This window comes from Alkalihalobacillus sp. TS-13, assembly GCF_019720915.1.
Classification (GTDB): domain Bacteria; phylum Bacillota; class Bacilli; order Bacillales; family Fictibacillaceae; genus Pseudalkalibacillus.
Genome location: NZ_JAHKSI010000001.1, coordinates 719846 through 743792, shown reverse-complemented (window position 1 = coordinate 743792; position 23947 = coordinate 719846). Strand labels below are relative to the sequence as shown.

Below are 23947 nucleotides of genomic sequence, written 5' to 3'. Positions count from 1 at the left end.
ACTGACTTAAAAAGGGCCATATCAGTTTTTTTGTATGATAACTTGCTCTACTTCATCGACTTCTGTCAAATCTACACTGATGATTTCTTCTTTTGATGTTGGTACATTTTTGCCGACATAATCTGGACGGATTGGGAGTTCACGGTGTCCACGGTCAATTAAGACAGCAAGCTGTATTTGGGACGGTCTCCCCAAATCCATGAGCGCATCCATCGCCGCTCTTACTGTACGGCCTGTATACAAGACATCGTCGACTAAAATCACTGTTTTATTGGTGACATCTATCGGGATATCAGTTCCTTTTAACATCGGTTCGTCATTGTCTGTCTTTTTTGTAAGATCATCCCGGTACAAGGTGATGTCGATTTCCCCTTTACTTACCTTCTCACCTTCGATTTGTTCAATCCGTTCACCCAGCCTTTCAGCCAGGTAAACGCCTCTCGTCTTGATACCGACAAGGACAAGATTTTCTATTCCTTTGTTCCGTTCTAAAATCTCATGGGCAATTCGCGTTAGAGCTCGTTTGATCGCTTGTTGATCGAGCAGTACGGTTTGCTCCATTCCCACACCCCCCTGTTTTCGTGAACCTAATGACCCGGTAAGGTTAGCTGTATTTCTGCATGAGTCATAGTTGTACTTATACTTTCTTTGAGTATAAAAAAACCTCTCACCGTAATGGGTGAGAGGGTATAGTTGTACCTGAAAGCATCCAGAAGACACTTTTCTCCTGATACCTAACCGTTTACCTTCTCAGCCTCACGGGACTGATCTTAAAGGTTCTTATTTCATTGTTGAACTGATTATCTCAAAGCGTCCTCATCCTGTCAAGCTTAATTTCGACGAAGTTCGTCCAAAAGCTTCTGCATGTCATCTGGCAGTTCAGATGTGAACTCCATATTCTCTTCAGTCCTTGGATGAACGAAGCCCAACGTTTTCGCATGCAAAGCCTGGCCATCGATCGGAAGCGTCTTCTTCGGTCCGTATTTCGGGTCCCCAGCAACAGGAAAATCGATATAATTCATATGGACACGGATTTGATGGGTCCGTCCAGTTTCTAAAATACATTCCACAAACGTATAACGGCTGAATCGTTCAAGTACATTGAAATGTGTAACAGCGTCCTTGCTGTTCGTATCCGTTACTGTCATTTTTTGCCGATCATGCTTATCTCTCCCGATTGGGGCATCAATCGTCCCTTTGTTATGAGGGATGACGCCATGCACGATTGTTTCATATTTACGAGTTGTCGTTTTTGCTTTCATCTGAGCGCCTAAATGTTTATGAGCCGAATCATTTTTTGCGACAACCAATAGACCTGAAGTATCTTTATCAATCCGGTGTACGATGCCAGGGCGGAGAACGCCGTTTATACCTGAAAGATCTTTGCAGTGAGCCATCAGACCGTTCACGAGAGTACCTGTCAAGTGTCCAGGAGCCGGGTGCACGACCATACCTCTTGGTTTGTTGACGACAAGCAAGTCTTCATCTTCATAAACGATATCAAGCGGCATTTCCTCAGGTACGACTTCAAGCTCAACTGGTTCAGGAATGTCGATGACGATTTCATCACCATCTTGGCATTTATAATTCGCTTTGACCGATTCCCCATTCACTTTCACCCGATTTTCTTTGATCCATTGCTGTACTTGTGACCGTGATGTATCTTCATGTTCAGTAGAAATGATTTTATCTACCCGTTCACGTTTATTATCTTCAGTCACCTTTATATGAACTTGCTCCATGTTCAATTCTCCTTCTGTGTTCTGCTTTCCAGTAAAAAGGCAAACGCAATCATTCCGACACCGATCACAAGCGAGGAATCCGCAATATTAAAAATCGGAAAATCATAGTTGATGATGTAAAAGTCGAGAAAATCTACGACTTCCCCTCGAATTAGACGATCGAGGAAATTACCAATCGCGCCTCCAAGAATAAGACCTAATGATGTACTTAACAAAACATTACCTTTTGCTTCAGTATGTAGATAATAGATTACAGCTATGATGACGATGATTGTGACGATGATAAAGAGCCACATCTGTCCTTGTAATATACCGAAAGCTGCCCCCCGGTTCCGATGTGAATGCAGATAGAAGAACTCGTTGATGATCGTAATTTGTTCCCCCAACTCCATCCTTGTGACAATGAGCCATTTCGTAATTTGATCAACTATCAATACAAAAATCGCTAAAGCATAATAGCGCATGTTTACCCCACCTTCGTTTCTACCCGTTAAATTTTAGCATATCGAAGGTGCTTTCACAACGAGATTTCTTCAACATGTCAACCTTCAGCATTTGAGGATTGAAAAGACTGTTTAATAAAAGATTGTTACTTATTAACGCTATCAGTGGATATAGATGTGATGATACCTGTAAGCAGTGGAAATATACGAGACTCCTGCGGGAATAGCGAGCCAGGCAAGACCCCACAGCCAGGAACAAGCAAGGAGGCTTGCGGATTGCCCGTGGAAAGCAAGTATATTTCCGCGCCTTCCAACGAAATAGTGAAAAACAACAATCTTTACTAAAAAAGCCATTGAAAAAATGAACAGCCTTCAGCTTAAGGCTGTTCATCCTCTAATTGATTCTGTTCGTCCATGAATTCATCGTATTCTACATTCCGTTCAAAATTCACATTATCGGCACCTCTGTAGCCTTCGATGTCTGTTGAAACGAATTGTTCATATTCTTCCACATACTCGGTATTGTCTTCTTCATCTACAATTGAGGAGCCTTCGTAAGTCATGCTATTCTCGTTGAAGGAGGCGACTTCGTAATAAACGTTTGGCTGATTGAATTCATTGTCATCATGCTCTGAATAATACTTGTCTTCCATCTCAGTAAGTGCCTCTTCTTCAACCGGTCTGTCATTGGATATCTCCTGGTTGGGCGAAGCTTCCTTAACTGTCCGTGCAGTAGGAAGTGCTTCTAGTCTTTCCATGGGGATCTCTTTTCCAGTCACTTCACAAATTCCATATGTCCCTTCTTCCATCTGATTCAATGAGTACTCGATATCCGACAGTTCTTCCTTTAGATGCCCGTTCATTGCGATGTCTTTTTCACGCTCAAAAAGTTCTGTACCCGAGTCAGCTGGGTGGTTGTCATATTGAGAAAGCTCGCCTGATGAAGTATCACTGGCAAAGCCACGATTCAAACCGTAATGGTCATTCTGATCAAATTCATGCATTATCTCTTGTTTCCTTTGTTCGAGTTGTCTTTTCAGGTGTTCATATTTCATGACGAAACTTCCTTCCTATTGCATAGTAATTATAGTTTGACCAGAGTCTTGCATTTTACAACAGGAAGTTTGCATTAAACGGTGGTTAATATAGCCTTCATGGAGCACTTATAACCGAATTTTTGCGTTCTAAGTGTCTTATGGAGCATTCATGGAGACTTTTACGGGTTCTGAGGCTACCGATAGTGAGAAAGAAAATAAGGTCAAGCACTTAGGAGGGTGCGATGGTGAGAAAGAAACAAAGATCAAGCACTCAGAAAAGGATTCTTAGAATACACTTAAACTTGTGGATCATCCGCGTATAAGGAGTGATTATACCAATAAAAAAGCCTGCTCTGATTTTGAATAAGAGCAGGCCTTCAATTCTCTTTATTGATAATTCTCTGACACCACAGTGGCACAGCGTGCACAAAGGGCAGGATGGTCTTCATTTTGACCGAGAGTCGGTGTCACTGTCCAACAGCGTTCACAAGTTTCTCCTTCCGCTGCTTTTACAACAACCCCTACCAGATCATATACATCAGCATGTTCTGGAGCTTGTTCTTTATTTCCTGCTACAGCTGCATGTGATACGATGAAGAATTTATCCAGTTCACCTGCATTGTCCAATAGCTCTTTTGCTTTTGCAGTCGGATAAAGCTCGATGGATGCTGCAAGTGATTTACCGATTTCTTTTTTGTTACGTGCATTTTCTAATGCTTTCAATACTTCATCTCGGATATCCAGCATTTGATCCCATTTCTTTAAAAGATCATCTGCATTCGGATATTTGTTGGCTTCAGGAATCATCGTCAGCTGAACGCTTTCTTCCTTTTCACCCGGGATATACTGCCACACTTCATCAGCTGTATGAGGAATGATCGGCGTAACAAGTTGTGTAAGAGCGACAACACTGTCATACAAGACAGTCTGCATTGAACGACGTTTATGATCATCTTCAGATTCGATATACAATGTATCCTTCGCCAGGTCAAGATAGAAGGAGCTTAATTCGATCGTACAGAAGTTATGGATCGCATTATATACTGATGAGAATTGATAGTCATCATATGCATTCTTCACTCGTTCTACCAGCTGATTCATTTTGACCAGCATGTATTGATCAAGCTCGTTCATATCTTCATATGCTACACGATGCTTCGCTGGATCGAATCCATTCAAGTTTCCGAGCATAAAACGGAGTGTATTACGGATTTTACGATAAACTTCTGAAACTTGTTTAAGGATATCATCCGAAACACGTACGTCTGCTTGGTAATCGACTGAAGAAACCCAAAGACGGATGATGTCCGCTCCAAGCTGCTTCATAACTTTCATCGGATCGATGACATTCCCGAGAGATTTACTCATTTTTTTACCTTCACCATCGAGTACGAAACCATGCGTGATGATGGTTTTGTATGGTGATTTTCCTGTGACGGCAACGCTTGTTGATAAGGAAGAATTGAACCAACCTCTATATTGGTCTGTACCTTCAAGGTATACATCAGCAGGACGTTGTAATTCAGCACGTTCATTCAAAACACTTTGATGGGAAGAGCCTGAATCGAACCAGACATCCATGATATCCGTCTCTTTCGTGAATTCATCATTCGGACTATGCTCTGATTCGAAGCCTTCAGGAAGAAGATCCTTCGCATCCCATTCGAACCACACATTAGAACCATGTTCGCGGAATAAGTCGGAAACATGTTCGATGGTTTCTGGAGTAATGATCGGTTCGCCGTCTTCACCATAAAAGACCGGAATCGGTACTCCCCACGCTCTTTGACGCGAGATACACCAGTCATCACGATCCTTCACCATATTGTGAAGTCTTGTTTCTCCCCAATGAGGATACCATTTGACGTCCTTGATTTCTGAAAGGATCTGGTCCTTGATTTTATCAATAGAAGCAAACCACTGATCTGTCACTCTGAAAATGATCGGTTTCTTCGTTCTCCAGTCATGTGGATAGGAGTGTGTGATGAATTCCAATTTCAGTAATGCTCCAGAATCCTGTAACTTCTCTGTAATCGGTTTATTGGCATCATCGTAGAACATTCCCTCAAAGCCTGGTGCTTCTTCAGTCATGACTCCTTTATCATCGACAGGGCAAAGGATGCCGATACCATAACGTTTTCCGACTTTAAAGTCATCTTCCCCGTGCCCTGGTGCTGTATGGACACACCCAGTACCAGATTCGGTGGTAACGTGGTCACTCAGCATCAACAACGAATCTCGGTCATAAAAAGGATGCTGCGCAACAACCTGGTCAAGCTGCGTTCCTTTGAACTGCTTCAAAACATTTGGAGACTCCCATTCCAATACCTCTGCCAATTCGTCAAGTAGATCTTCTGCGACGAGATATTTTTCACCGCCGGTTTCAACGACAACATAATTGTAATCCGGATGAACGGCAATACCCAGGTTAGCAGGAATCGTCCAAGGGGTAGTCGTCCAGATGATGACAGATACATCCTCATCGACAACACCTTTACCGTCCTTGATTTTAAATCCGACATAAATGGAAGGGGAACGTTTATCCCTATACTCGATCTCTGCTTCCGCAAAAGCTGATTCAGATGAAGGGGACCAGTAGACTGGTTTTTTCCCTTTATAGATCAAGCCTCTGTTTGCCATTTCCCCAAAGACTTTGATTTGTTCAGCTTCATATTCTTTATTCAACGTGATATATGGATTATTCCAATCGCCGCGCACCCCAAGACGTTTAAACTGTGCCTTTTGCAATTCAACCTGCTCAAGTGCATATTCCGCACACATTTTGCGGAATTCAGCAATCGTATGTTTCTTACGGTCCACTTTCTTTTTCTTAGCAAGTGCAGTTTCGATCGGTAGTCCATGTGTATCCCAACCTGGGACATATGGTGCGTTGAAACCGTTCATTGATTTGTATCGTACGATGATATCTTTCAGGATTTTATTTTCTGCGTGCCCGAGATGAATATTATCGTTAGCATATGGAGGGCCGTCGTGCAAAATGAATTTGGGCTGATCTTTCGTTTTCTCCAGCACTTTTTCATAAATCTTCTGTTCTTCCCAGGACTCCTGGATGTTCGGTTCCTTGTTCGGAAGACCGCCCCGCATCGGGAAATCAGTTTTTGGCATTAATAACGTATCTTTGTAATTCATGTATCCAGCCTGCCTTTCAAAAGGTTCTTTTTTCTTAGGCTTTGTTAAAGAATTATGTTGATTTCTTCGAATTTCAATCAATAAAGAAGATTAACAAAGCCTTTTCTTAATAGGGTCATGTAACTTCTTAAAATTCCACCTCTCCATCACTGAGCAAGCGTTCATTTTAAGTGAAGAAAATAGTTGATACTCTCATAAGTATCAAGAAAACTTGGCAAAGCCAAGCCTTAGCGAAGGCTGAGCCACAGTTGCACTTATACTGAAGAAAGTTTTTATACTTTCATTAAGTATAAAAAAACCTTCTCATCCCAGATAGGGACGAGAAGGTTGACTCGCGGTACCACCCTAATAGCTGTATGTACATTGTTCATACCAGCCACTCAGCATCCTTAACGTGAATGAAACGCCAGTGCTTACTGAAATTCAGCACGGAAACTCCGGGGTGATTTTCCTCACAGACTCTTTATCGAGCTCGCACCATTCCCGATTCGCTTAGAAAGATAACTGATCGTACTGTCCCCATCTCAGTAGGAATATACTCCTGTCATCAAAGTATACCGAATTTAAAATTACTTCGTCAAGTTATGTTTGCTTTTTCTGACTCTGAGTCCTCAAGTTGATGCTGCTCATTCTCGTCTTCAGGAGGCATCAGATGATCCCAATCTTCGTTTTTCAACATTTCCAGCTGTGCTTCGATCAGCATACGGAACCGGGTGCGATAAACAGAAGATTGCTTCTTCAATTCTTCAATATCGAGCATTATTTTTCTCGACTTGGACAATGCTTCATTAATGATTCTATCAGCATTCTTCTCTGCTTCTTTTACAATCAAACGGGCTTCTTTATTTGCATTGCGCTTTACTTCCTCCCCCGTTTCTTGTGCAACAACGATTGACTTATTCAATGTTTCTTCAATGTTCGTAAAATAGGAAAGCTTCTCTTCCATTTTCGCTAACTGTTCCTGCAGGTCTTTCTTTTCACGAATGACCCCTTCATAATCTTTGATAACCTGATCTAAAAATTCGTTTACTTCATCCTCATCATATCCTCGAAATCCACGATTAAACTCTTTATTATGAATATCCAATGGTGTTAAAGGCATAACGCCACCCCCGTATCGATGTCTTTACTTTCTTTCATTTTCGACATATTCAATGACAAATCCTTCTCTTATTTGGAATTTTTTGTACCAAATGTTACTTTCCACTTTCCTTTTTTGCTCATACCATCCACAGAAATGAGTTTCGCTCGGCCTAAACCTCTCACAGAAAGATGATCACCTTCCTCTAAAATGCTTGAAGGTTGTTCGACGATTTTCCAATTCAGCTTTACCTTTTTGTTCGTTATGTAAGGGATTGCCTTTGACCGTGATAGACGAAATACTTCCGACAATACAACATCCAACCTTAACGAACTTACCGTACTCGATACTGTATTCCATTCATCAAGTTTACCGAGCAATTTTTCAGTTGAAATGGCTTTGGCATTTACAGATGTCTTCCCTACCGAATTGAAATTCAAACGGACATAATCAGCAACCTCACTGGCGATGATGAGTTGGAATTTAGATTCCCCCATCAAAATATCCCCGAACTTCTTCCGTTTCAGGCCAAGGCTCATTAAAGCCCCGAGAACATCTGAATGATGTAATGTAACGAATTTTGATGGATAAGGCGCTTCAAGACATTCTATTTCAAACTCTTCGTCTTGAGGTTCATAATAAATGGGGTACAACAAGGCTCTTGAACGTTCAATGCCTTGGTACCCCTTCCAAATTTGAAAATGGACTTCATCATTTGATCCAAGAATGGATTTTAAAATATGCTGCTCTCGTGGATCCAGGAAATCCGTGGCCTTGACCCGGTATTGGTCAAGTACGACTTTTCGCCATTCCAACACTTGATCTATGAAAGGCTGTTCTTCTGGTCTGAAATGATCATATATCGACATTTCTGACACCTACAGGTAATCGAATAATGCACGGACACCGATTTCAGCGAAGAAAAGCGCAAACAATGCTGCAATCGGGGATAAATCAATCATACCAAGTGGTGGGATGATTTTTCTGAATTGGGAGAGAAACGGTTCACATATCGATCCTAAAAATTGACCGAATGATGATTCTCTCGCGTTCGGCACCCAGGACATGAAAATATAAATGATGATCAACCATCGGTAAGCTCCAATTGCAAATATTAGGATATCTTCTAGCATTCTCTATTACCACCCTTTTAAGCTTCTATTCTTCCCCAGTCATTTCAGATATTGCACCTGAAACGTCTACATTATCCGGTGTACACATGAATGTGTTTGGACCGAGCTTCTGTATATCTCCACCAATGGCATATACCGTGCCACTGAGAAAATCGACGATGCGTTTAGCCTGATCGAGGGGAATTCTTTGTAGATTCATCACAACTGCTCTTCTGTTTTTTAACTGATCTGCGATTTCTTGTGCCTCCGAGTATGTCCTCGGTTCAATCAGTACCACTTTCACTTGCTGTTGAACACTTTGTAAACTGACGATATTCTGGCTTTTCTGATCTCGACGCGAGCGACTCATCGGTTCAACCTCATCACCTTCAGATTGTTCAACCTCGTAAACTTCTTCTTCATATATATCTTCATCAAATGCAAAAAAATTCTTCAACCTTGATTTAATTCCCATGGAGAGCCCTCCTCAAAATTCTTTTCCAACTAGCGATGTACCTATACGTACAAAGGTAGCGCCTTCTTCTACGGCAATCTTAAAGTCATTTGACATTCCCATGGATAGCTCAGTGCAAGGTGCGTGTGAAAGACCTGATGCTTGTACTTCTTCTTTCAGAACCCGCATCGTACGAAAAATATTCCGCAGCCTTTCTTCATCAGATATGAATGGAGCCATCGTCATTAATCCTACTACTTCAATATTTTCATATTTCGCAACATTTTTGATGAATGCAACAACTTCTTCGGGATCCAAACCATGCTTCGACTCTTCCCCTGAAACATTCACCTGGGCAAAACATTTAATCTTCCGGTTAGCTCTCTTGTTGATTTCCTTCGCCAGTGACATTCGGTCTAACGAGTGGATATAATCGACCTGATCAATAATCGATTTGACTTTACGGGATTGTAGCGTACCTATGAAATGCCATTGGACATTTCCACTGACGTGTTCATATTTATGTAAAAAGCCTTCATCTCGATTCTCACCAAGATGTATGATTCCAGCTTCAACCGCTTTTTGAGTCGTTTCGACACTGACATATTTCGTCACTGCAATAATAGATACCTTTTTAGGATCTCTATTTGTTCTCTGGCAAGCTTCTGCTATGTCGTCTTTGATCACTTGTAAGTTATATGAAATAGCCAATCGTACTTTGCGCACCTCCTATTGCTCCAACATGATGAAACCTAACATTCTTCCAGTTGCTCCATTCTCTTTTCGATGTGAAAAAAATCGGTCTACGTTGCAGCTTGTACAAAGTTTCGTCAAATGAACATTCTTTTCCGGAACTCCAGCTCTCATAAGAAGCTGTTTATTCAATCGTTGAAGATTCAATTGGTACTTTGAATTTCCCTTCGCAGTATAAGGTCTGGGGTCCTCATCATCTAAAGAGTCATCAACTTGAGAAATGACACGCTGGTCAACCTCATAACAACATTCCTGTATAGACGGTCCTACAAAGACATGGATCGAATCGACAGCTACCTCTTCGTTGGTAACCCATGTATCAACCATCCTAGCAGCAATCCCTCTCACTGAGCCTTTCCACCCGGCATGTGCAATACCAACTATATGGGATTCTTCTGACAAGAAAAATATCGGTACACAATCTGCATAGGCTAATGCAAGGACAAGGCCTCTTTCCCTCGTATATAATCCATCCATCCCTATGATTCCCGATTCAAGGGATTTTGAACCCTTGCCCTTGTCAGTTTGTTCAACTTTGCAAATGTCGCTTCCATGGACCTGGTCAGCAAACACCCACTGGTCCAACTGAGTATCGATAGATTCCGCCAAGCGCCTTCTGTTATCGATGACGTTGTGATCGATATCCTTTACGTGCAGGCCTAGATTCAAAGATCGAAACGGTTTTTGACTTACTCCGCCATACCTTGTTGAAAATCCTGCCGTCACCATATTATTGGTAGAATCCTGCAGTTCTTTAATTTTGTAATACATCTCATGTCCATGTGTAAAAGGATCCGACATTGTTTACCCTCCAACAATTATCGTGTGTATTGCTGTCGATATCATGATAAGCTCTTTTTATTTTATCACAAGTTGTTGAATAGTTGGAGAATACGTTATTCATTTAATTCTTCGAAGAATGTTGGAAGCCGTGAGGAGCCAATTCATTGCCTGATTGGTCTTCGAACCTGACTAGAATTACATCTTTTCCAATTTTGACAATATCTCTCCACGGTATGATGATATCATTTTCTTTACGCATGAACCCCATCATCCTCCCTGCCCCCGGGATAACGATCGCTTCGATTTTTCCGGAAGTCAGATTGATCTCCAGGTCCGCTATATGACCAAGCTTTCGTCCATTCGATACATTGACAACATCCTTGACCTGGAACTCGGAAATTTTTATCATTATAATCTCCCCTGACTTATGTTTTTTATTTGGCTTTGTCATTCTTAAATTGGTCTTAATTGGTGATTTCTGCGAAATTCACTCCCTTTCCGCGGGCGATCCGCAAGCCTCCTCGCTTAGGCACAGGATGGTTATTAGGTGATCGCTGTGGGGTCTTGCTTGGCTCGCTTTTCCCGCAGGAGTAAATTTCACTTAAAAAAATTTTCTGCGAAGCTCTAGTAAATACAGAATCGTTCCTCGATAAAGCAAGTATTTTTTCCTGCAAGAATACCTTTGTATATACAGAGTAATGTCGTACAAACAACGCTTCTCTATAAAATATATGACAAGTGGATATAAAATGAACAAAAAAAGAAGCCGACTTGTATCTGGTCGGCTTCACTTGCTATTCAACTACTTTGGATGCTTTTGTTCATTTGGTTGATTGCTGCTTTTTCCAGACGAGAAACTTGTGCTTGAGAAATTCCAATTTCGTCCGCTACTTCCATTTGGGTTTTACCCTGGAAAAACCTCATCGTCAAAATCAACTTTTCTCTTTGATTCAATCTCGTCATCGCTTCGCGCAGTGCAATTTCCTCGATCCACTGATAATCTTTTTGTTTGTCATCACTGATCTGATCCATGACATAGATCGGTTCACCACCGTCATTATAGATCGGTTCAAACAATGAAACCGGATCTTGAATTGCATCGAGGGCAAAAACGACTTCTTCTTTTGTAACTCCAAGTTCACGGGCAATTTCCGTCGGGTTCGGCTCGCGGGATTCCTTACTGACGATCTTATCACGGACTTGTAAAGCTTTATAAGCGATATCACGCAAGGACCGCGAAACACGTATCGGATTGTTGTCGCGCAAGTACCTTCTAATTTCACCGATGATCATCGGTACCGCATAGGTTGAGAATTTGACATTTTGACCTAAATCGAAATTATCGATTGATTTCATCAAGCCGATACAACCGACCTGAAATAAGTCATCGACATATTCACCCCGATTGTTGAATCGTTGGATGACACTAAGGACCAACCTTAGATTCCCATTCACAAGTTTTTCTCTTGCTGACAAATCTCCATTCTGCATTTCTTTGAATAAAACTCTCATTTCAGGGTTTTTCAAAACTGGAAGCTTAGATGTATCTACTCCACAAATTTCTACCTTATTTCGTGTCATATCTTCCCCTCCAATTGGGAGTTACTGTCAAAATAAAGTATCTCCTGAGGAGGAAAATTTATGCACAAGCTTAAAAATTATCGATCCGCAATTCGATGTCTTCTCTACAAAATGATTGTCATAACAAGGGTTATCCTTTTTTGAGAATTTTTATAGCCAAATTAAAAGAACTTACCGGTTGACATCGATAAGTTCTTTCTTATTTTCACATCATCTTATTGAATTCTTTCTGCAGTCTTTTTATGATACGCTTCTCCAATCTGGATATATATGATTGCGATATTCCTAACAAATCGGCTACATCCTTCTGGGTCTTCTCTTCTCCGCCCGCAAGACCGAATCTTAATTCCATGATTTGCTTTTCTCTTGGTGACAAGGTGTAAAGAGCTTTGACCAACAACTTCCGATCTACACTCGCTTCGAAGTCCCTTGTGATGATATCTTCCTCTGTTCCCAAGACATCAGAGAGCAATAATTCATTACCATCCCAATCGACATTCAACGGTTCATCAAATGATACTTCAGAACGTGTCTTGTTATTACGTCGCAAGTACATTAATATCTCATTTTCGATGCATCTTGAAGCGTACGTCGCGAGCTTGATCTTCTTTTCAGGATTGAATGTATTCACAGCTTTTATCAATCCGATTGTACCGATACTGATAAGATCCTCTATGTTGATCCCTGTGTTTTCAAATTTTCTCGCAATATAAACGACTAGACGCAGATTCCTTTCAATCAAAACTGCTCGTGCTGCCTTGTCACCCTTTGGCAGCTTTTTCAGTAATAAAGCTTCTTCATCTTTTGATAGGGGTGATGGAAGGGCTTCGTTTCCGCCTATGTAGTAGATTTCTTCCGTCTTTACACCCAATTTGATCAAGAGTTTGTACCAGAACAACGTAAATCGCAGTTTCAGCTTCCCCATTCAATATCCTCCCCCAGGTTAATTAATCGATTTTTACGATGCGGTTGATGTCACTTTTGCATTCGATATCATCTTCGGATGAAGGATAGCGTTATACTCTCCTTCTCCCGAGATATTTGTAAAGGATAGTCCAACAATGACATTTGATGTTTCATATTTTTCGCCATTATTCCATATACCAATAGAATCTGCCTTGAATCCTGCAAGAAATTGATTTGCGCTTCCAACAGCTCTATAAGGAATGATGCGCATTCGATCTTGCCAAGGATTCGGTTCATCTACCAATTCACCTATCGAGTCAAGGCTTTTTGCATGATGGAGGATTGCCGACGGTATCTGATCAGCAAAAACAGTCATATCCAGTATCATGACAGGTTGTTTCGATATTGGATCATGCAACTGGTTCCCGCTATCTAAGAGCCCGACTCCTTTTAAGGTTAGAGAGTCTATTTTCAGTTCGAAATTCATAACTTGATCATAGCGAAGTTTCCTGACCTCGATATGATCGACTCTTTTCTTTGTGAAATATAGCATGATCGGAACCATTAAAATGACGAATAACCAACTGATGGGATCCCCCATCCCTGACGATTGTGTCTTGACAACCCCGTTCACGATTTTTGCATCAGTCTGTAAAAAATAATGAAGTCCTAAAATGCCACCTCCTGTAATGAACGTTGAAAAGTAGAACATGAATAAGCCTTGTACAAAATAACCAAAGCGCTTGTAACCGAATGTGGTGATGATGATGAAGACGGAATAGATAAGCTTGATGATTGGATGATAGATAATTGCGGTGTCTAAAAATAAAAACAATACATATAAAGAACCTAAAAATGCACCTACGGCCAACCTTTTCTTAGAGACTTCCCTTTTAAGGATCACCGAAGTCAACCACAAAAGCAGAAAATCGATACAGAAATTCAGAAACCAAATGACATCCAGATAAATTGCCATTGGGTGCTCCTTTCTCTGTAGAACTGTGCACTTAGTATAGCGTAAGGGGGATAAAATTGTCTGTCGGTTTATGTGGGGGGCAAGCGATTAATTTTGAAAGATTTAAGGAGTTTTTGTCGGTTGGATTTATAGTCCAACTAGAAGCCTTATCAGCACTAATGATAGTAGAAAAGAATATCCCTTTAAGCGAAATTCACGACACTCCTGCGGGGACAGCGAGCAAGCGGTTTTAGGTTAACGGACATAACGGACATCAGCGCCGTTATTTATGACATATAGCGGGTTTTAGAGATTTTAACGGACATCAGAGATGCTATTTATCTATATAACAGCTGATTTCTATGATTTTGCACAAAATAAGGTCCCTGGTGTCCGTTATTTTTGTAAATCGGTTGCTATTGAACAATTAAGGTCTCCTGTGTCCGTTAAAGTTCACTTAAAAGTCTACCATCTAAATATACAAAGGCAATAAACTGAAGAACGTATTTATACATTCTTTAAGTAAAATAAAAACACCCCATGGATAGTTAGTCCAAGGGGTGTCCACTTTCAAGATATCAATTTTCTAATACCGGATAGACGCCATTTTCATCGTGTATTTCCTTACCGGTAATCGGAGGATTGAATACACAAACCATCCTCATGTCTGTCTTTGCCCGAAGGAGATGTTCGTCATTTTCATCCAGGGCATAAAGGGTGTCCTTCTCAATCGGCCACACTTTATTATCTTTCAGGGTCACTACTTCTCCTTCTCCTTCTATACAATAAACAGATTCCAAATGGTTTTGATACCAAATATGCGTTTCAGTACCCGCTTTAATAACTGTATCATGAACAGAATAGCCCATGTTATCATCTTTCAAAATCAATCTTCTACTTACCCAGTTTCCACCCTCAATGGAATGTTCAGAATTGATTACATCTTCTAGTTTGACAACTTTCATGAATCTGCCTCCTTTGCTCTATCTATACATTAATTGTGTACTGGTTCTTTTACAAGGTGTCTTACACTAGCTTCTATGATTTCAAAACCTTTTTCCAATCCTTCCATATCAATATTGATCGGTGGGAATAGTTTAAACACTTCATCATTTGGTCCAGAGGTTTCCATAATCAACCCACGTTTGAATGCTTCTGCAGCAATTTTCTCCGCGAGAGTTTCTTTTTTCGTTTCTATTCCGATCATCAATCCTCTTCCGCATACTTCTCCTTCGATCTCAGGATATTTATCAGTAAGGTTGATAAGGAATTCTTGAACCGTCCTTGCTTTTTCTTGAATCTTTTTCTCGAACGTCTCATCTTTCCAATAATCAAGGGCAGCTGTTGCAGTTATGAATGCATGGTTAAACCCTCGGAAAGTACCGTTATGTTCACCAGGTGTCCAAATATCGAGATCTGGTCGAATCAGCGTAATTGCAAGCGGTAAACCGTATCCACTTAGAGATTTTGACATACACACGATATCTGGCTTTATGCCAGCAGGCTCGAAGCTGAAGAAAGTCCCTGTCCTTCCTACACCTGCTTGTACATCATCAATGATCAATAGAATATCCCATTTCTTACAGATCTCTTCAATCTTTTTCATCCATTCGTAGCTGGCTGCATTGATTCCACCTTCACCTTGAACAGTTTCAAAAATCATTGCAGCAGGAGTTTCCACCCCGCTTCCATTATCCTCAAGGAATCGCTCCAAATAATCCAAGCTATCAGTACCATTATCCACAAAGCTGTCATAAGGCATTGTCACCGTATTTTGTAATGGGATTCCTGCCCCTTTCCGTTTAACCGCATTTCCGGTTACAGACAAGGAACCGATCGTCATTCCATGAAATCCGTTCGTGAAACTGATTATATCAGTACGTCCAGTTACTTTCCTTGCTAATTTCAGAGCACTTTCGACTGTATTGGTCCCCGTAGGGCCAGGGAACATCATTTTATAATCATAATCTCTCGGTTCTAATATGGTATCTTTGAATTTCCGGATAAAATTCCTTTTGGCTATAGAAGCCATATCAAGAGAATGGGTGATCCCATCTCCACTAATGTATTCGATCAACGCCGATTTCATTTTTTCATCGTTATGACCGTAATTCAAGGCACCAGCCCCAGAAAAGAAATCAATGTATTCTTTACCGTTTTCGTCCCACAATTTATATCCTTTTGCTTTATCGAAAACAACAGGAAAGCTTCTACAATAGCTGCGAACTTCAGATTCCAATTCCTCAAAAAGTTTTAAATCTACACTATTATTGTCCATCTTGCATTCCTCCTTGATTCCATTTGGTAAGTATTAGCTGTGATTCATGGTCATCGTTTGAAAGGGCCGATTCGGAAATTAAGCTCCGATTCATGGTCATCAGAAGGAAAGAGATCATCCGCGAAACGTTCTGTTATTACGCTCTCAGTGTTTTGATAACGAGCAAAACCTTCAAATAACGATCTAGAAGCTTGATTAGATGGAGTTACTGTAGCTTCCAGGTAACGAACGTCATTGCAAATCGGTCGATTGATCAATTCTGTAAGCATTTTCGATGCAATCCCTTTTCCTCTCTCATTAGGATCTACGCCTATTTGCCAGACGAATACTACCTCAGGTTGCTCTGGCGGGATGAACGCTGTGACGAATCCGACTGTTTGATCATTTATCTTTGCAACGACACATGTCTCGGAAAAGAACTCACTCATCATGATATACTTATATGATGAGTTTTGATCAAGACTTGTATCTTTGACGATTTGCCACATAAATTTCCCATCTTCTAATGCAGGTTTCGTAAAGATAATTTCATCTAAAGTTTGAACGGTTTCAGTGATCATATCGATCGTAAATCATTCTCCTTTCTGACTAATTTGAAAATCGGGCATGTGCTTATATTATAAGTACCAGATATAATCATCAAACCATTTTATTTGCTAATAACACCGGTCAGTACCACTGAATAGCCATGAGCGATAGTAAGGTGTGCTATATAAAGTTATCCTGTAGAATGGTAGATATTTCAGACATTCTTACAGAAAGGAAGTTGGTATGGCCGGATTCCACAAGTATAAAATGTGAAACCATTAAAAGCGAAATTTGTGAATCTAAAAAAGCTGCCCCCATTATTGGAGACAGCTTTCTTGTCATAAGAATTTAGCGACGACGGTTTCGATTTCTCAGGAATGCAGGGATATCCAACGTATCATTGAAATCCGTCTGAGGGTTTGAATTTGAACTACGTTGACCTTCTTGTTGTCTTGAAGGTTGCCCTTCTTCACGATTGCTTTGTTTCTGTGGAGAAGGTTGACTAGTAGGCTGTTGGTTCGTCATTGTCTGTTTCGGTCGTTGCTGCTGTGGCTTCGCTTGTGGTTGTGAATCGTCAAAGCCTGTCGCAATGACCGTTACTAGAATTTCATCCTTCAAATCTTCATTAATGACGGAACCAAAAATCATGTTCACATCTTCATCTGAAGCAGAAGATACGATATCTGCAGCTTCGTTCACTTCATAAAGGCTCAAGTTCGAACCACCAGTGATATTCATGAGAACACCTTTAGCTCCATCAATTGATGTTTCCAACAATGGACTGGAAATCGCTTTTTTCGCCGCATCTGTTGCACGGTTTTCCCCTGCTGCGACGCCAATTCCCATCAAAGCAGATCCTTTAGATGTCATGATCGTTTTCACATCTGCAAAGTCCAGATTGATCAATCCAGGCACCGCAATCAAGTCAGAAATACCTTGTACACCTTGACGAAGTACATTATCCGCTTCACGGAATGCTTCAAGCATCGGTGTGTTCTTATCGACAATTTCCAATAATCGGTCGTTCGGGATTACAATCAATGTATCAACTTTTTCCTTCAATGTTTCGATCCCACCTACTGCGTGGGTTGAACGCTTACGACCTTCAAAAGTGAATGGACGAGTCACGACTCCAACCGTCAATGCTCCGATTTCCTTTGCGATTTCAGCAATGACTGGGGCAGCACCCGTTCCTGTTCCTCCACCCATACCAGCAGTAACGAACACCATGTCCGCACCCTGAAGGACCTCTTCGATCTGTTCTTTGCTTTCTTCTGCAGCTTTTTTACCTATATCCGGATTAGCACCCGCACCTAGACCTCTTGTCAGCTTGGCACCGATCTGCATTTTCTTTTCTGCTTTTGAAAGATTCAAGGCTTGTGCATCCGTGTTGACTGCTATGAACTCAACACCTTGAACGTTGTTTTCGATCATTCGGTTGACAGCGTTACTACCACCGCCGCCTACACCGATTACTTTAATTTTTGCGAGTCCATCCATATTCATATCAAACTCTAGCATTTGCGATCCTCCTAATCTACTGATTTTCTCTTCACGAGGGGTTATTCAAAGAAGGTTCCGAACCATTCCTTCATCTTGTTTTTGACACCAGGCTTATCTTTCTCTACCCGTTGTTCGGAATTCCTACGCTTCTTCGGTGGCTGCTCTTCAATATGATGCTCCTCAGAAATAGAAGCAGCCACTTCTTTCCCTTGGATTTTAACGTTTTTGAATGTAAATTGGATCAATCCGACTCCTGTTGTATATTGTGCTTCTCGTACACCAATATAATCAGGCATGGAAATACGTACATTCTGATCTAAAACTTCCCTTGCCAATTCCAATACACCCGGCATTGCTACCACGCCACCAGTCAGTACAAATCCTCCAGGGAGTTCACTGTATCCATTCCGATGAAGCTCTTCCATGACTAAACCGAAGATTTCTTCCATCCGTGGTTCGATGATGTGTGCAAGTTCATATTGTGAAAATTGCTGTTCATTAGATGAACCAATCCTCGCGACTTCGAATGATTCTTCGTCAGATGCATGGTCAATAAAAGCATGTCCATGTTTAACCTTAACACGTTCAGCATCTTCTGTCGTGGTCCGAAGACCAATCGAGATATCTTTAGTAACAAAGTCTCCGCCGATCGGCAGTACTTTCGTGAACTGGATCGAACCTTGTTCAAAAACTGTCAGAGTCGTGGAACCCGCTCCCATATCTACAAGAGCGACTCCAAGATTACGCTCATCTTTATTCAAGGCTACTGTTCCAGCTGCTAATGGTTGAAGGCAGATATCTGCAATATCCAGACCGGCACGTTCAACACAACGGAGAACATTATGTAATATCGTTTTCGACCCTGTTATCAGAATTCCTTCCATTTCCAATCTGACGCCGATCATACCTCTCGGGTCATTGATTTCACCAAGCCCATCAACAACAAACTCTCTTGGAATCACATCGATGATTTCCCTTTCTGGAGGTATGGACATTACTTGAGCTGCATCTATGACTCTGGTAATATCTTCATCACGTATTTCCCGGTCATCACTTGATACTGCTACGACACCATGGCATGGTTGCAGTTGTACATGATTGCCAGTAATACCGACAATAACAGAATTGATCTGTACTCCTACCATTCTTTCGGCTTGTTCAACAGCTTTTTTTATCGAACGAACAGTTTCATCAATATCAACTATAGAACCTTTTTTGATTCCTTCTGATTTTGCATTCCCTACTCCAATGACATTAAAGGACTCATCAGACATTTCTCCAATGATTACTTTAATATTGGATGTACCGATGTCTAAGCTAATCATAACTTCGCTGCTGTTCATTCTTTGGCACCTCCTTCAAAATATCGACTCTTGCTTGATTGTTTGTTTTCATTTCAGGCTATTCATCTCATTCTTTCATAAGATCTATTTCGCTCCAATTAAGGTAAAGAGATCTTCAAGTTTCACAGGTTCTTATGAACACGCAATTACTTGTTTTCATTGAATCCGACAATTTTGGATTAGAAAAGCCGGATAAAAAAAGAAAATACCTGATAAAATCCGTAATTAAGGAATGTATTCAACATCAAGCAAGCATTCCCTTTATTTTTTAAAAGATTTTTACGTTAGTTTCTCTCTGTTTGCTCAATTTTAGAGCTTTTGGTGAGAAGTAATCTACGGATCACCGCAATGTTGTTAAATAGTCTCACTCCAAAAGCAAAAATCGCAGCTAAATACAAGTCTACACCAAGATGGACACCTAGAAAAGCTAAACCTGCTGCAAGAAGAATATTAAAGAAAAAACCTGAGACAAATACTCTGTCGTCAAAGGTTTTTTGCAATTGGGCACGTATTCCACCAAATAAGGTGTCTAATGCTGCTAAAACCGCTATGGACAGATAACTTGTATACTCTGGAGGCACCCGCAAATCGGACATGAACCCAAGAAGGAGGCCGATCAATAACCCTAATACAGGAAGCCACATATTACGTATCCTCCTTCTCTTTCATAAATTTCACCCGCAGTTGTTGATTATAGGGTGGTAAAGAAACTTCATCAACCAACTCAGATGTTAATAGAAGGTTTTCACGGGCAAAATCTTCTCCTGATTGAGAAGTCAGCATTTCCGTGTGCAGTTTTCCTGGATTTCTGGTAAGGACTTTAACCTTGATGGGTATAGAAGAAATTGGCTTGTCATTTATGTAGGTCTTGCCATTGACTTCTCGAATCGGGGTGGTATTGATGATCCGCTCACCATCAATTGCTATTTCCTCTGCCCCATAACTGTTGAGTTCATTGATTAAACGCCTTAATAGCTCGGGATGAATGGAAAAAGCAGACTTACCTACCAAATCCTTATCATTTAATAATGGTTCGATAGTTAATTCGATTCCCTGACCGCTAACTTCTGTTAAACCCGCATCTTTTTTCAGATCAGCCAGTGTCTGTTCCAAGGTTTCCAGCTGACCCTCTTTATCAGAGTCAGAATACTCGTCAATCAGTTGTTCATATTTATAAATTTCGGCATAAAGCTCTTGCTGTATCTGTTTTTGCCTTTCCAGATCATTTCTCAGTTCCCATATATCTCTCGTATCACGAACGACTGGTTCTTGATTCGTATGAAATTGTACTGCAAGCATAAAACCGACAATCATGGTCATGATAAAGAATTTAAAACGTCTCTTCATGGTCGTTTGTCATCCTTCCCGAGCAATAAAAGGAGGTATTTCAATCGAAGATTCTTTTTGGATACGGACCTGGACCCCATCGTTCACTAACTGATCGGTGATATTTCCTGTCAAATTCAATGAATTCGAAAAGACATCCGAATCACCAATTGCCGTAATTACGAATGGTGCGGGGTGTTTCACTCCATCCACACTCACGACAGGCCCTACACAAGCGATATTACTCGTATGAGAGATTCGTTGCCCATTGATGGCAACGGCCTCAGCTCCCGTTACATACAACTCATGAATGACCATCCGGATATGTTCTTCGTGCACAATATAGTCATTCGGATTTTCCGCATCAGGTATGTAAGAACTGTCTTCAAGGGAAACAGATATTCCTTGACCTTCAACAGGGACTTGTCCGACTACTTTCCTAAGTTTCTTGATCTCTTCTACAAAGTTGAACGACCTTTTTTCTTGTTCTGCAATATTACCTTCCATTTCACTTACTTTTTTCTGAGCCTCTTCAAGCTCGCTTTGTAATTTACGGTTTTCTCTTTGAATGGAAAGGATGCTAGAACGCAATTGATCTTCCCGCTTCCATTGATCATTAGTAGGTTGTATTCTTTCTTCCTTCGTATATTGATAGGAAAAGGCAATCATGAATCCAGTGACAAGCAAGACTAATGAGTAGATTGCATACTTTCCTCTAACCTTCATTCTCTGTTTGTTCCTCTCCTTCTTCTTCCTCCTTGATTTCAAATGCTTCGAATCTAGGTGACTCTGACATATGAATTACACCATTTGTATTTCCATCAAGCTTGTCTACGATAGAAGGATAGTATTGCATATAGGCTGCAAAATTAGTAATTCTGGACTGAACTTCAAAACCGTCATTCATGTACAGTGTTATATGCTTGGCGTCCTTATCAGAAGGAGTGTGATGGATTTCCGATATTCTTAATCGTACACTTTCTGATAGTTTTGTCAGTTCTGCAGCCATCTCTTTAATCAGACTTTCTTTTTCCCAGTTTACTAATATAGGTGCATTTGACGGGACCGTAGCTTCAGAAACTTTTGGTAGTGACTCTCCATTTTGCAGCAATGGCAAGTATTTTCCGTCTGAGGTTAGAAATGCCACCTTTTCGAATTCAGTTACAGTAATAACCACTTTATTTGGAAAGACTTTTTCTACATACACTGACTCGACTTGTGCGATCTTTTGGACATCAGATTCAGCAGCCTTTGGATTTACAGACCAATAGCTCGTATCTGTTGAAAAATCAAGCTGATCCAATATTATTTTTTCCGGAATCAATTGATTTCCCTTAATATTTATCGTTCTAACATCACTTAATGGTGATTGGAAGTAGACGATGATCACGATGAGCAAAAAGAAAAAAGAAATATAGAAGATCATTCTTCGATTCGCTTTTTGCTTTCGTTGTTGTTTCAGTTTCGGTATACGGTCTTCTATCGTTGTTACCTTTTCATTCTTCATCAAGGCTTCCCCCATTTGATGAGGACTTAGAAAGAGTGAAGGGGCTAACCAATGTGTGTCTGAACTGCTACTCTGACCAACATTTCGAGTCAACCCCGTTCATATGTCCACTCTTTCAGAACACATCTATTTAGTTGTATTATAGCACACTAAAATGGTACATTAATCCATCTTTTCTACTTCTGAGAAGATTTTTTCATTGGGCTTTTTTTCGTATAAATTGTTGTTTTAATTGGAAATATACTCGCTTTCCGCGTTTCATTCTCGTTTTTCACCATATTTGCATATAACGTTTAGAAAACACTTTCACAAAGACCTTTAATTATTTCCATCCGTCATCGTCCGATCATTTCAACCTCCGTCTCCATGTCAATTTCATGTTTCTCTTTTATCGTACTTTTCACCAAATCAATTAACTCTAGGACATCCTTTGCTTTCGCATCTCCAGTATTGACGATGAAGTTGGCGTGCATTTCAGAAATCTGGGCACCGCCGATCGTCTTTCCTTTTAATCCTGAGCTTTCAATCAATTGACCAGCATAATTCGGTAACGGATTACGGAAGACACTCCCGCAACAAGGATGATTCCATGGCTGAGTTTCTTTTCGATAATCTTTATTATTTTGCATGACATCCGTAATGCTCTCTCGATCACCTTGTTTCAATTGTAAGACAGCTTCTATACAAATCCCTGGTTTTTTCTGAAGAATCGAGGTACGGTATGAAAACGCCATCTCATCAGCAGACAACCATTCTATTGATCCATTCTCAAACAGAATATGGGCTTTCTTCAATATTTTCGACATATCTGAACCGTGAGCTCCTGCATTCATATAGACTGCTCCACCAAGAGACCCGGGAATTCCACTTGCGAATTCTAATCCAGCCATGCCTTTGCGACTCATGATCGTTGAAAGTTTCACTAAGGAATAGCCACCACCTACGAGAATTTCTTCACCATTTTCTTCTAGATGATCGGTACCCTTCCCTAGCTTGATGACAACTCCCTCAATCCCCTCATCAGAGACCAATAAATTCGATCCGCGTCCAATCGTTGTCCACGGGACATCGTTTGTTTTGACGATATCGATGACTTTCTTCAATGCTTCAACAGAATCAGGCTCCACAAAGACATCAGCAGGGCCACCGATTTTTATCGTTGTATGCTTGGAAAGTGGTTCATCTCTTAATACTTTGCCTACATCAGCTTGTTCTAATTGTTCAACAATATAATCCACTTCACTTACACCACCTTAAATATCTCTATATTATGATATGCACCTAACATGTACATAGCTAAACATGTGCAGATGACTTGGCATCCGCTTTTTTTGGATATGGTTAGAAACAACTCTAAAGTAACCTGCAACGTAGAGTACATTGATCTTTATTTTCCTGATATCTACTAATGGAATAGCTAAATCAATGAAAATAACCGTTTTTCAACTTACACGCTCTGTTAACT

Annotated in this window: 26 protein-coding genes and 1 other annotated feature; of the genes, 1 reads left to right on the top strand and 25 read right to left on the bottom strand. The window is 40.7% G+C overall.

Going from position 1 to position 23947, the window contains the following annotated elements; genetic code table 11:
• Nucleotides 1-21 precede the first annotated feature (21 nt).
• The 15 genes from pyrR to spoIIGA all read right to left on the bottom strand — a co-directional run bounded on the left by pyrR (nt 22) and on the right by spoIIGA (nt 14018).
• Nucleotides 22-561 carry a bifunctional pyr operon transcriptional regulator/uracil phosphoribosyltransferase PyrR gene (gene pyrR / locus KOL94_RS03685; RefSeq protein WP_221564138.1) on the bottom strand — a complete coding sequence of 180 codons (540 nt, stop codon included), beginning with the start codon at nt 559-561 and terminating at the stop codon, nt 22-24.
• A gap of 269 nt (nt 562-830) precedes the next feature.
• The gene (locus tag KOL94_RS03680; RefSeq protein WP_221564136.1) at nt 831-1742 is read right to left on the bottom strand and encodes an RluA family pseudouridine synthase; all 912 of its coding nucleotides are present in this window, start codon (nt 1740-1742) and stop codon (nt 831-833) included.
• Nucleotides 1743-1744: 2 nt separating this feature from the next.
• Entirely contained in the window at nt 1745-2206 is a 462-nt protein-coding gene (gene lspA / locus KOL94_RS03675; RefSeq protein WP_221564134.1) for a signal peptidase II, read from the bottom strand.
• A 356-nt stretch (nt 2207-2562) separates the two neighbouring features.
• A complete protein-coding gene (locus KOL94_RS03670; RefSeq protein WP_221564132.1) occupies nt 2563-3240 on the bottom strand; it encodes a TraR/DksA C4-type zinc finger protein in 678 nt (225 codons plus the stop codon).
• A gap of 369 nt (nt 3241-3609) precedes the next feature.
• Nucleotides 3610-6372 (bottom strand): isoleucine--tRNA ligase, encoded by a 2763-nt coding sequence (gene ileS / locus KOL94_RS03665; protein ID WP_221564129.1) that lies wholly within the window; start codon nt 6370-6372, stop codon nt 3610-3612.
• Nucleotides 6373-6683: 311 nt separating this feature from the next.
• Nucleotides 6684-6907, bottom strand: a binding site (T-box leader).
• Between the two features lie 42 nt (nt 6908-6949).
• Nucleotides 6950-7474: a DivIVA domain-containing protein gene (locus KOL94_RS03660; protein WP_221564127.1), complete on the bottom strand. Its 525-nt coding sequence runs from the start codon at nt 7472-7474 to the stop codon at nt 6950-6952.
• Nucleotides 7475-7542: 68 nt separating this feature from the next.
• Nucleotides 7543-8322, bottom strand: coding sequence for a YlmH family RNA-binding protein (locus KOL94_RS03655; protein ID WP_221564125.1), 780 nt, complete (start codon nt 8320-8322; stop codon nt 7543-7545).
• A 9-nt stretch (nt 8323-8331) separates the two neighbouring features.
• Nucleotides 8332-8586 (bottom strand): YggT family protein, encoded by a 255-nt coding sequence (locus KOL94_RS03650; RefSeq protein ID WP_221564122.1) that lies wholly within the window; start codon nt 8584-8586, stop codon nt 8332-8334.
• A gap of 25 nt (nt 8587-8611) precedes the next feature.
• Nucleotides 8612-9040 (bottom strand): cell division protein SepF, encoded by a 429-nt coding sequence (locus tag KOL94_RS03645; RefSeq protein WP_221564120.1) that lies wholly within the window; start codon nt 9038-9040, stop codon nt 8612-8614.
• 12 nt (nt 9041-9052) lie between these two features.
• On the bottom strand, nt 9053-9730 hold the full coding sequence (locus tag KOL94_RS03640; RefSeq protein ID WP_221564118.1) for a YggS family pyridoxal phosphate-dependent enzyme: 678 nt from the start codon (nt 9728-9730) through the stop codon (nt 9053-9055).
• An 18-nt stretch (nt 9731-9748) separates the two neighbouring features.
• On the bottom strand, nt 9749-10573 hold the full coding sequence (gene pgeF / locus KOL94_RS03635) for a peptidoglycan editing factor PgeF (protein WP_221564116.1): 825 nt from the start codon (nt 10571-10573) through the stop codon (nt 9749-9751).
• Between the two features lie 103 nt (nt 10574-10676).
• Nucleotides 10677-10964, bottom strand: a complete 288-nt coding sequence (locus tag KOL94_RS03630; protein WP_221564114.1) for a YlmC/YmxH family sporulation protein — start codon at nt 10962-10964, stop codon at nt 10677-10679.
• Between the two features lie 389 nt (nt 10965-11353).
• Nucleotides 11354-12136, bottom strand: a complete 783-nt coding sequence (gene sigG, locus KOL94_RS03625; protein ID WP_221564112.1) for an RNA polymerase sporulation sigma factor SigG — start codon at nt 12134-12136, stop codon at nt 11354-11356.
• 205 nt (nt 12137-12341) lie between these two features.
• Nucleotides 12342-13061: an RNA polymerase sporulation sigma factor SigE gene (sigE, locus tag KOL94_RS03620; protein WP_221564111.1), complete on the bottom strand. Its 720-nt coding sequence runs from the start codon at nt 13059-13061 to the stop codon at nt 12342-12344.
• Nucleotides 13062-13094: 33 nt separating this feature from the next.
• Nucleotides 13095-14018, bottom strand: a complete 924-nt coding sequence (gene spoIIGA / locus KOL94_RS03615) for a sigma-E processing peptidase SpoIIGA (RefSeq protein WP_221564110.1) — start codon at nt 14016-14018, stop codon at nt 13095-13097.
• A gap of 56 nt (nt 14019-14074) precedes the next feature.
• On the opposite strand from spoIIGA, the gene KOL94_RS03610 reads away from it, so the two are divergent.
• On the top strand, nt 14075-14251 hold the full coding sequence (locus KOL94_RS03610; RefSeq protein WP_221564109.1) for a hypothetical protein: 177 nt from the start codon (nt 14075-14077) through the stop codon (nt 14249-14251).
• 324 nt (nt 14252-14575) lie between these two features.
• On the opposite strand, the gene KOL94_RS03605 is transcribed toward KOL94_RS03610, so the two are convergent.
• The 10 genes from KOL94_RS03605 to murB all read right to left on the bottom strand — a co-directional run bounded on the left by KOL94_RS03605 (nt 14576) and on the right by murB (nt 23720).
• Nucleotides 14576-14962: an ectoine synthase gene (locus tag KOL94_RS03605; protein WP_221564108.1), complete on the bottom strand. Its 387-nt coding sequence runs from the start codon at nt 14960-14962 to the stop codon at nt 14576-14578.
• Nucleotides 14963-14991: 29 nt separating this feature from the next.
• Nucleotides 14992-16275, bottom strand: coding sequence for a diaminobutyrate--2-oxoglutarate transaminase (ectB, locus tag KOL94_RS03600; RefSeq protein ID WP_221564107.1), 1284 nt, complete (start codon nt 16273-16275; stop codon nt 14992-14994).
• 50 nt (nt 16276-16325) lie between these two features.
• Nucleotides 16326-16835 (bottom strand): diaminobutyrate acetyltransferase, encoded by a 510-nt coding sequence (gene ectA, locus KOL94_RS03595; protein ID WP_221564106.1) that lies wholly within the window; start codon nt 16833-16835, stop codon nt 16326-16328.
• Nucleotides 16836-17151: 316 nt separating this feature from the next.
• Entirely contained in the window at nt 17152-18324 is a 1173-nt protein-coding gene (gene ftsZ, locus KOL94_RS03590) for a cell division protein FtsZ (RefSeq protein WP_221564105.1), read from the bottom strand.
• 41 nt (nt 18325-18365) lie between these two features.
• The gene (gene ftsA / locus KOL94_RS03585; RefSeq protein WP_221564104.1) at nt 18366-19649 is read right to left on the bottom strand and encodes a cell division protein FtsA; all 1284 of its coding nucleotides are present in this window, start codon (nt 19647-19649) and stop codon (nt 18366-18368) included.
• Nucleotides 19650-19933: 284 nt separating this feature from the next.
• Nucleotides 19934-20293 carry a small basic family protein gene (locus tag KOL94_RS03580; RefSeq protein ID WP_221564103.1) on the bottom strand — a complete coding sequence of 120 codons (360 nt, stop codon included), beginning with the start codon at nt 20291-20293 and terminating at the stop codon, nt 19934-19936.
• Between the two features lies 1 nt (nt 20294).
• Nucleotides 20295-20996: a DUF881 domain-containing protein gene (locus KOL94_RS03575; RefSeq protein ID WP_221564102.1), complete on the bottom strand. Its 702-nt coding sequence runs from the start codon at nt 20994-20996 to the stop codon at nt 20295-20297.
• Nucleotides 20997-21005: 9 nt separating this feature from the next.
• Nucleotides 21006-21701: a DUF881 domain-containing protein gene (locus KOL94_RS03570; RefSeq protein ID WP_221564100.1), complete on the bottom strand. Its 696-nt coding sequence runs from the start codon at nt 21699-21701 to the stop codon at nt 21006-21008.
• Nucleotides 21691-22482: a cell division protein FtsQ/DivIB gene (locus tag KOL94_RS03565; RefSeq protein WP_221564099.1), complete on the bottom strand. Its 792-nt coding sequence runs from the start codon at nt 22480-22482 to the stop codon at nt 21691-21693. The genes KOL94_RS03570 and KOL94_RS03565 overlap by 11 nt, the downstream gene beginning before the upstream one ends.
• A gap of 335 nt (nt 22483-22817) precedes the next feature.
• Complete coding sequence (murB, locus tag KOL94_RS03560; RefSeq protein WP_221564097.1) at nt 22818-23720, bottom strand: UDP-N-acetylmuramate dehydrogenase; 903 nt, start codon at nt 23718-23720, stop codon at nt 22818-22820.
• Between the last annotated feature and the right edge of the window lie 227 nt (nt 23721-23947).

Coding starts and splice junctions, on each gene's coding strand:
- KOL94_RS03570 (WP_221564100.1), bottom strand. CDS start 21,701: ATGAAGGTTAGAGGAAAGTATGCAATCTACTCATTAGTCTTGCTTGTC.
- lspA (WP_221564134.1), bottom strand. CDS start 2,206: ATGCGCTATTATGCTTTAGCGATTTTTGTATTGATAGTTGATCAAATT.
- KOL94_RS03660 (WP_221564127.1), bottom strand. CDS start 7,474: ATGCCTTTAACACCATTGGATATTCATAATAAAGAGTTTAATCGTGGA.
- sigG (WP_221564112.1), bottom strand. CDS start 12,136: ATGACACGAAATAAGGTAGAAATTTGTGGAGTAGATACATCTAAGCTT.
- KOL94_RS03650 (WP_221564122.1), bottom strand. CDS start 8,586: ATGCTAGAAGATATCCTAATATTTGCAATTGGAGCTTACCGATGGTTG.
- KOL94_RS03565 (WP_221564099.1), bottom strand. CDS start 22,482: ATGAAGAATGAAAAGGTAACAACGATAGAAGACCGTATACCGAAACTG.
- ectB (WP_221564107.1), bottom strand. CDS start 16,275: ATGGACAATAATAGTGTAGATTTAAAACTTTTTGAGGAATTGGAATCT.
- ectA (WP_221564106.1), bottom strand. CDS start 16,835: ATGATCACTGAAACCGTTCAAACTTTAGATGAAATTATCTTTACGAAA.
- KOL94_RS03645 (WP_221564120.1), bottom strand. CDS start 9,040: ATGGGAATTAAATCAAGGTTGAAGAATTTTTTTGCATTTGATGAAGAT.
- KOL94_RS03605 (WP_221564108.1), bottom strand. CDS start 14,962: ATGAAAGTTGTCAAACTAGAAGATGTAATCAATTCTGAACATTCCATT.
- KOL94_RS03630 (WP_221564114.1), bottom strand. CDS start 10,964: ATGATAAAAATTTCCGAGTTCCAGGTCAAGGATGTTGTCAATGTATCG.
- sigE (WP_221564111.1), bottom strand. CDS start 13,061: ATGGGGAAGCTGAAACTGCGATTTACGTTGTTCTGGTACAAACTCTTG.
- pyrR (WP_221564138.1), bottom strand. CDS start 561: ATGGAGCAAACCGTACTGCTCGATCAACAAGCGATCAAACGAGCTCTA.
- KOL94_RS03670 (WP_221564132.1), bottom strand. CDS start 3,240: ATGAAATATGAACACCTGAAAAGACAACTCGAACAAAGGAAACAAGAG.
- spoIIGA (WP_221564110.1), bottom strand. CDS start 14,018: ATGGCAATTTATCTGGATGTCATTTGGTTTCTGAATTTCTGTATCGAT.
- KOL94_RS03655 (WP_221564125.1), bottom strand. CDS start 8,322: ATGTCGATATATGATCATTTCAGACCAGAAGAACAGCCTTTCATAGAT.
- KOL94_RS03575 (WP_221564102.1), bottom strand. CDS start 20,996: ATGAAGAGACGTTTTAAATTCTTTATCATGACCATGATTGTCGGTTTT.
- ftsZ (WP_221564105.1), bottom strand. CDS start 18,324: ATGCTAGAGTTTGATATGAATATGGATGGACTCGCAAAAATTAAAGTA.
- ftsA (WP_221564104.1), bottom strand. CDS start 19,649: ATGAACAGCAGCGAAGTTATGATTAGCTTAGACATCGGTACATCCAAT.
- ileS (WP_221564129.1), bottom strand. CDS start 6,372: ATGAATTACAAAGATACGTTATTAATGCCAAAAACTGATTTCCCGATG.
- KOL94_RS03680 (WP_221564136.1), bottom strand. CDS start 1,742: ATGGAGCAAGTTCATATAAAGGTGACTGAAGATAATAAACGTGAACGG.
- pgeF (WP_221564116.1), bottom strand. CDS start 10,573: ATGTCGGATCCTTTTACACATGGACATGAGATGTATTACAAAATTAAA.
- KOL94_RS03580 (WP_221564103.1), bottom strand. CDS start 20,293: ATGTGGCTTCCTGTATTAGGGTTATTGATCGGCCTCCTTCTTGGGTTC.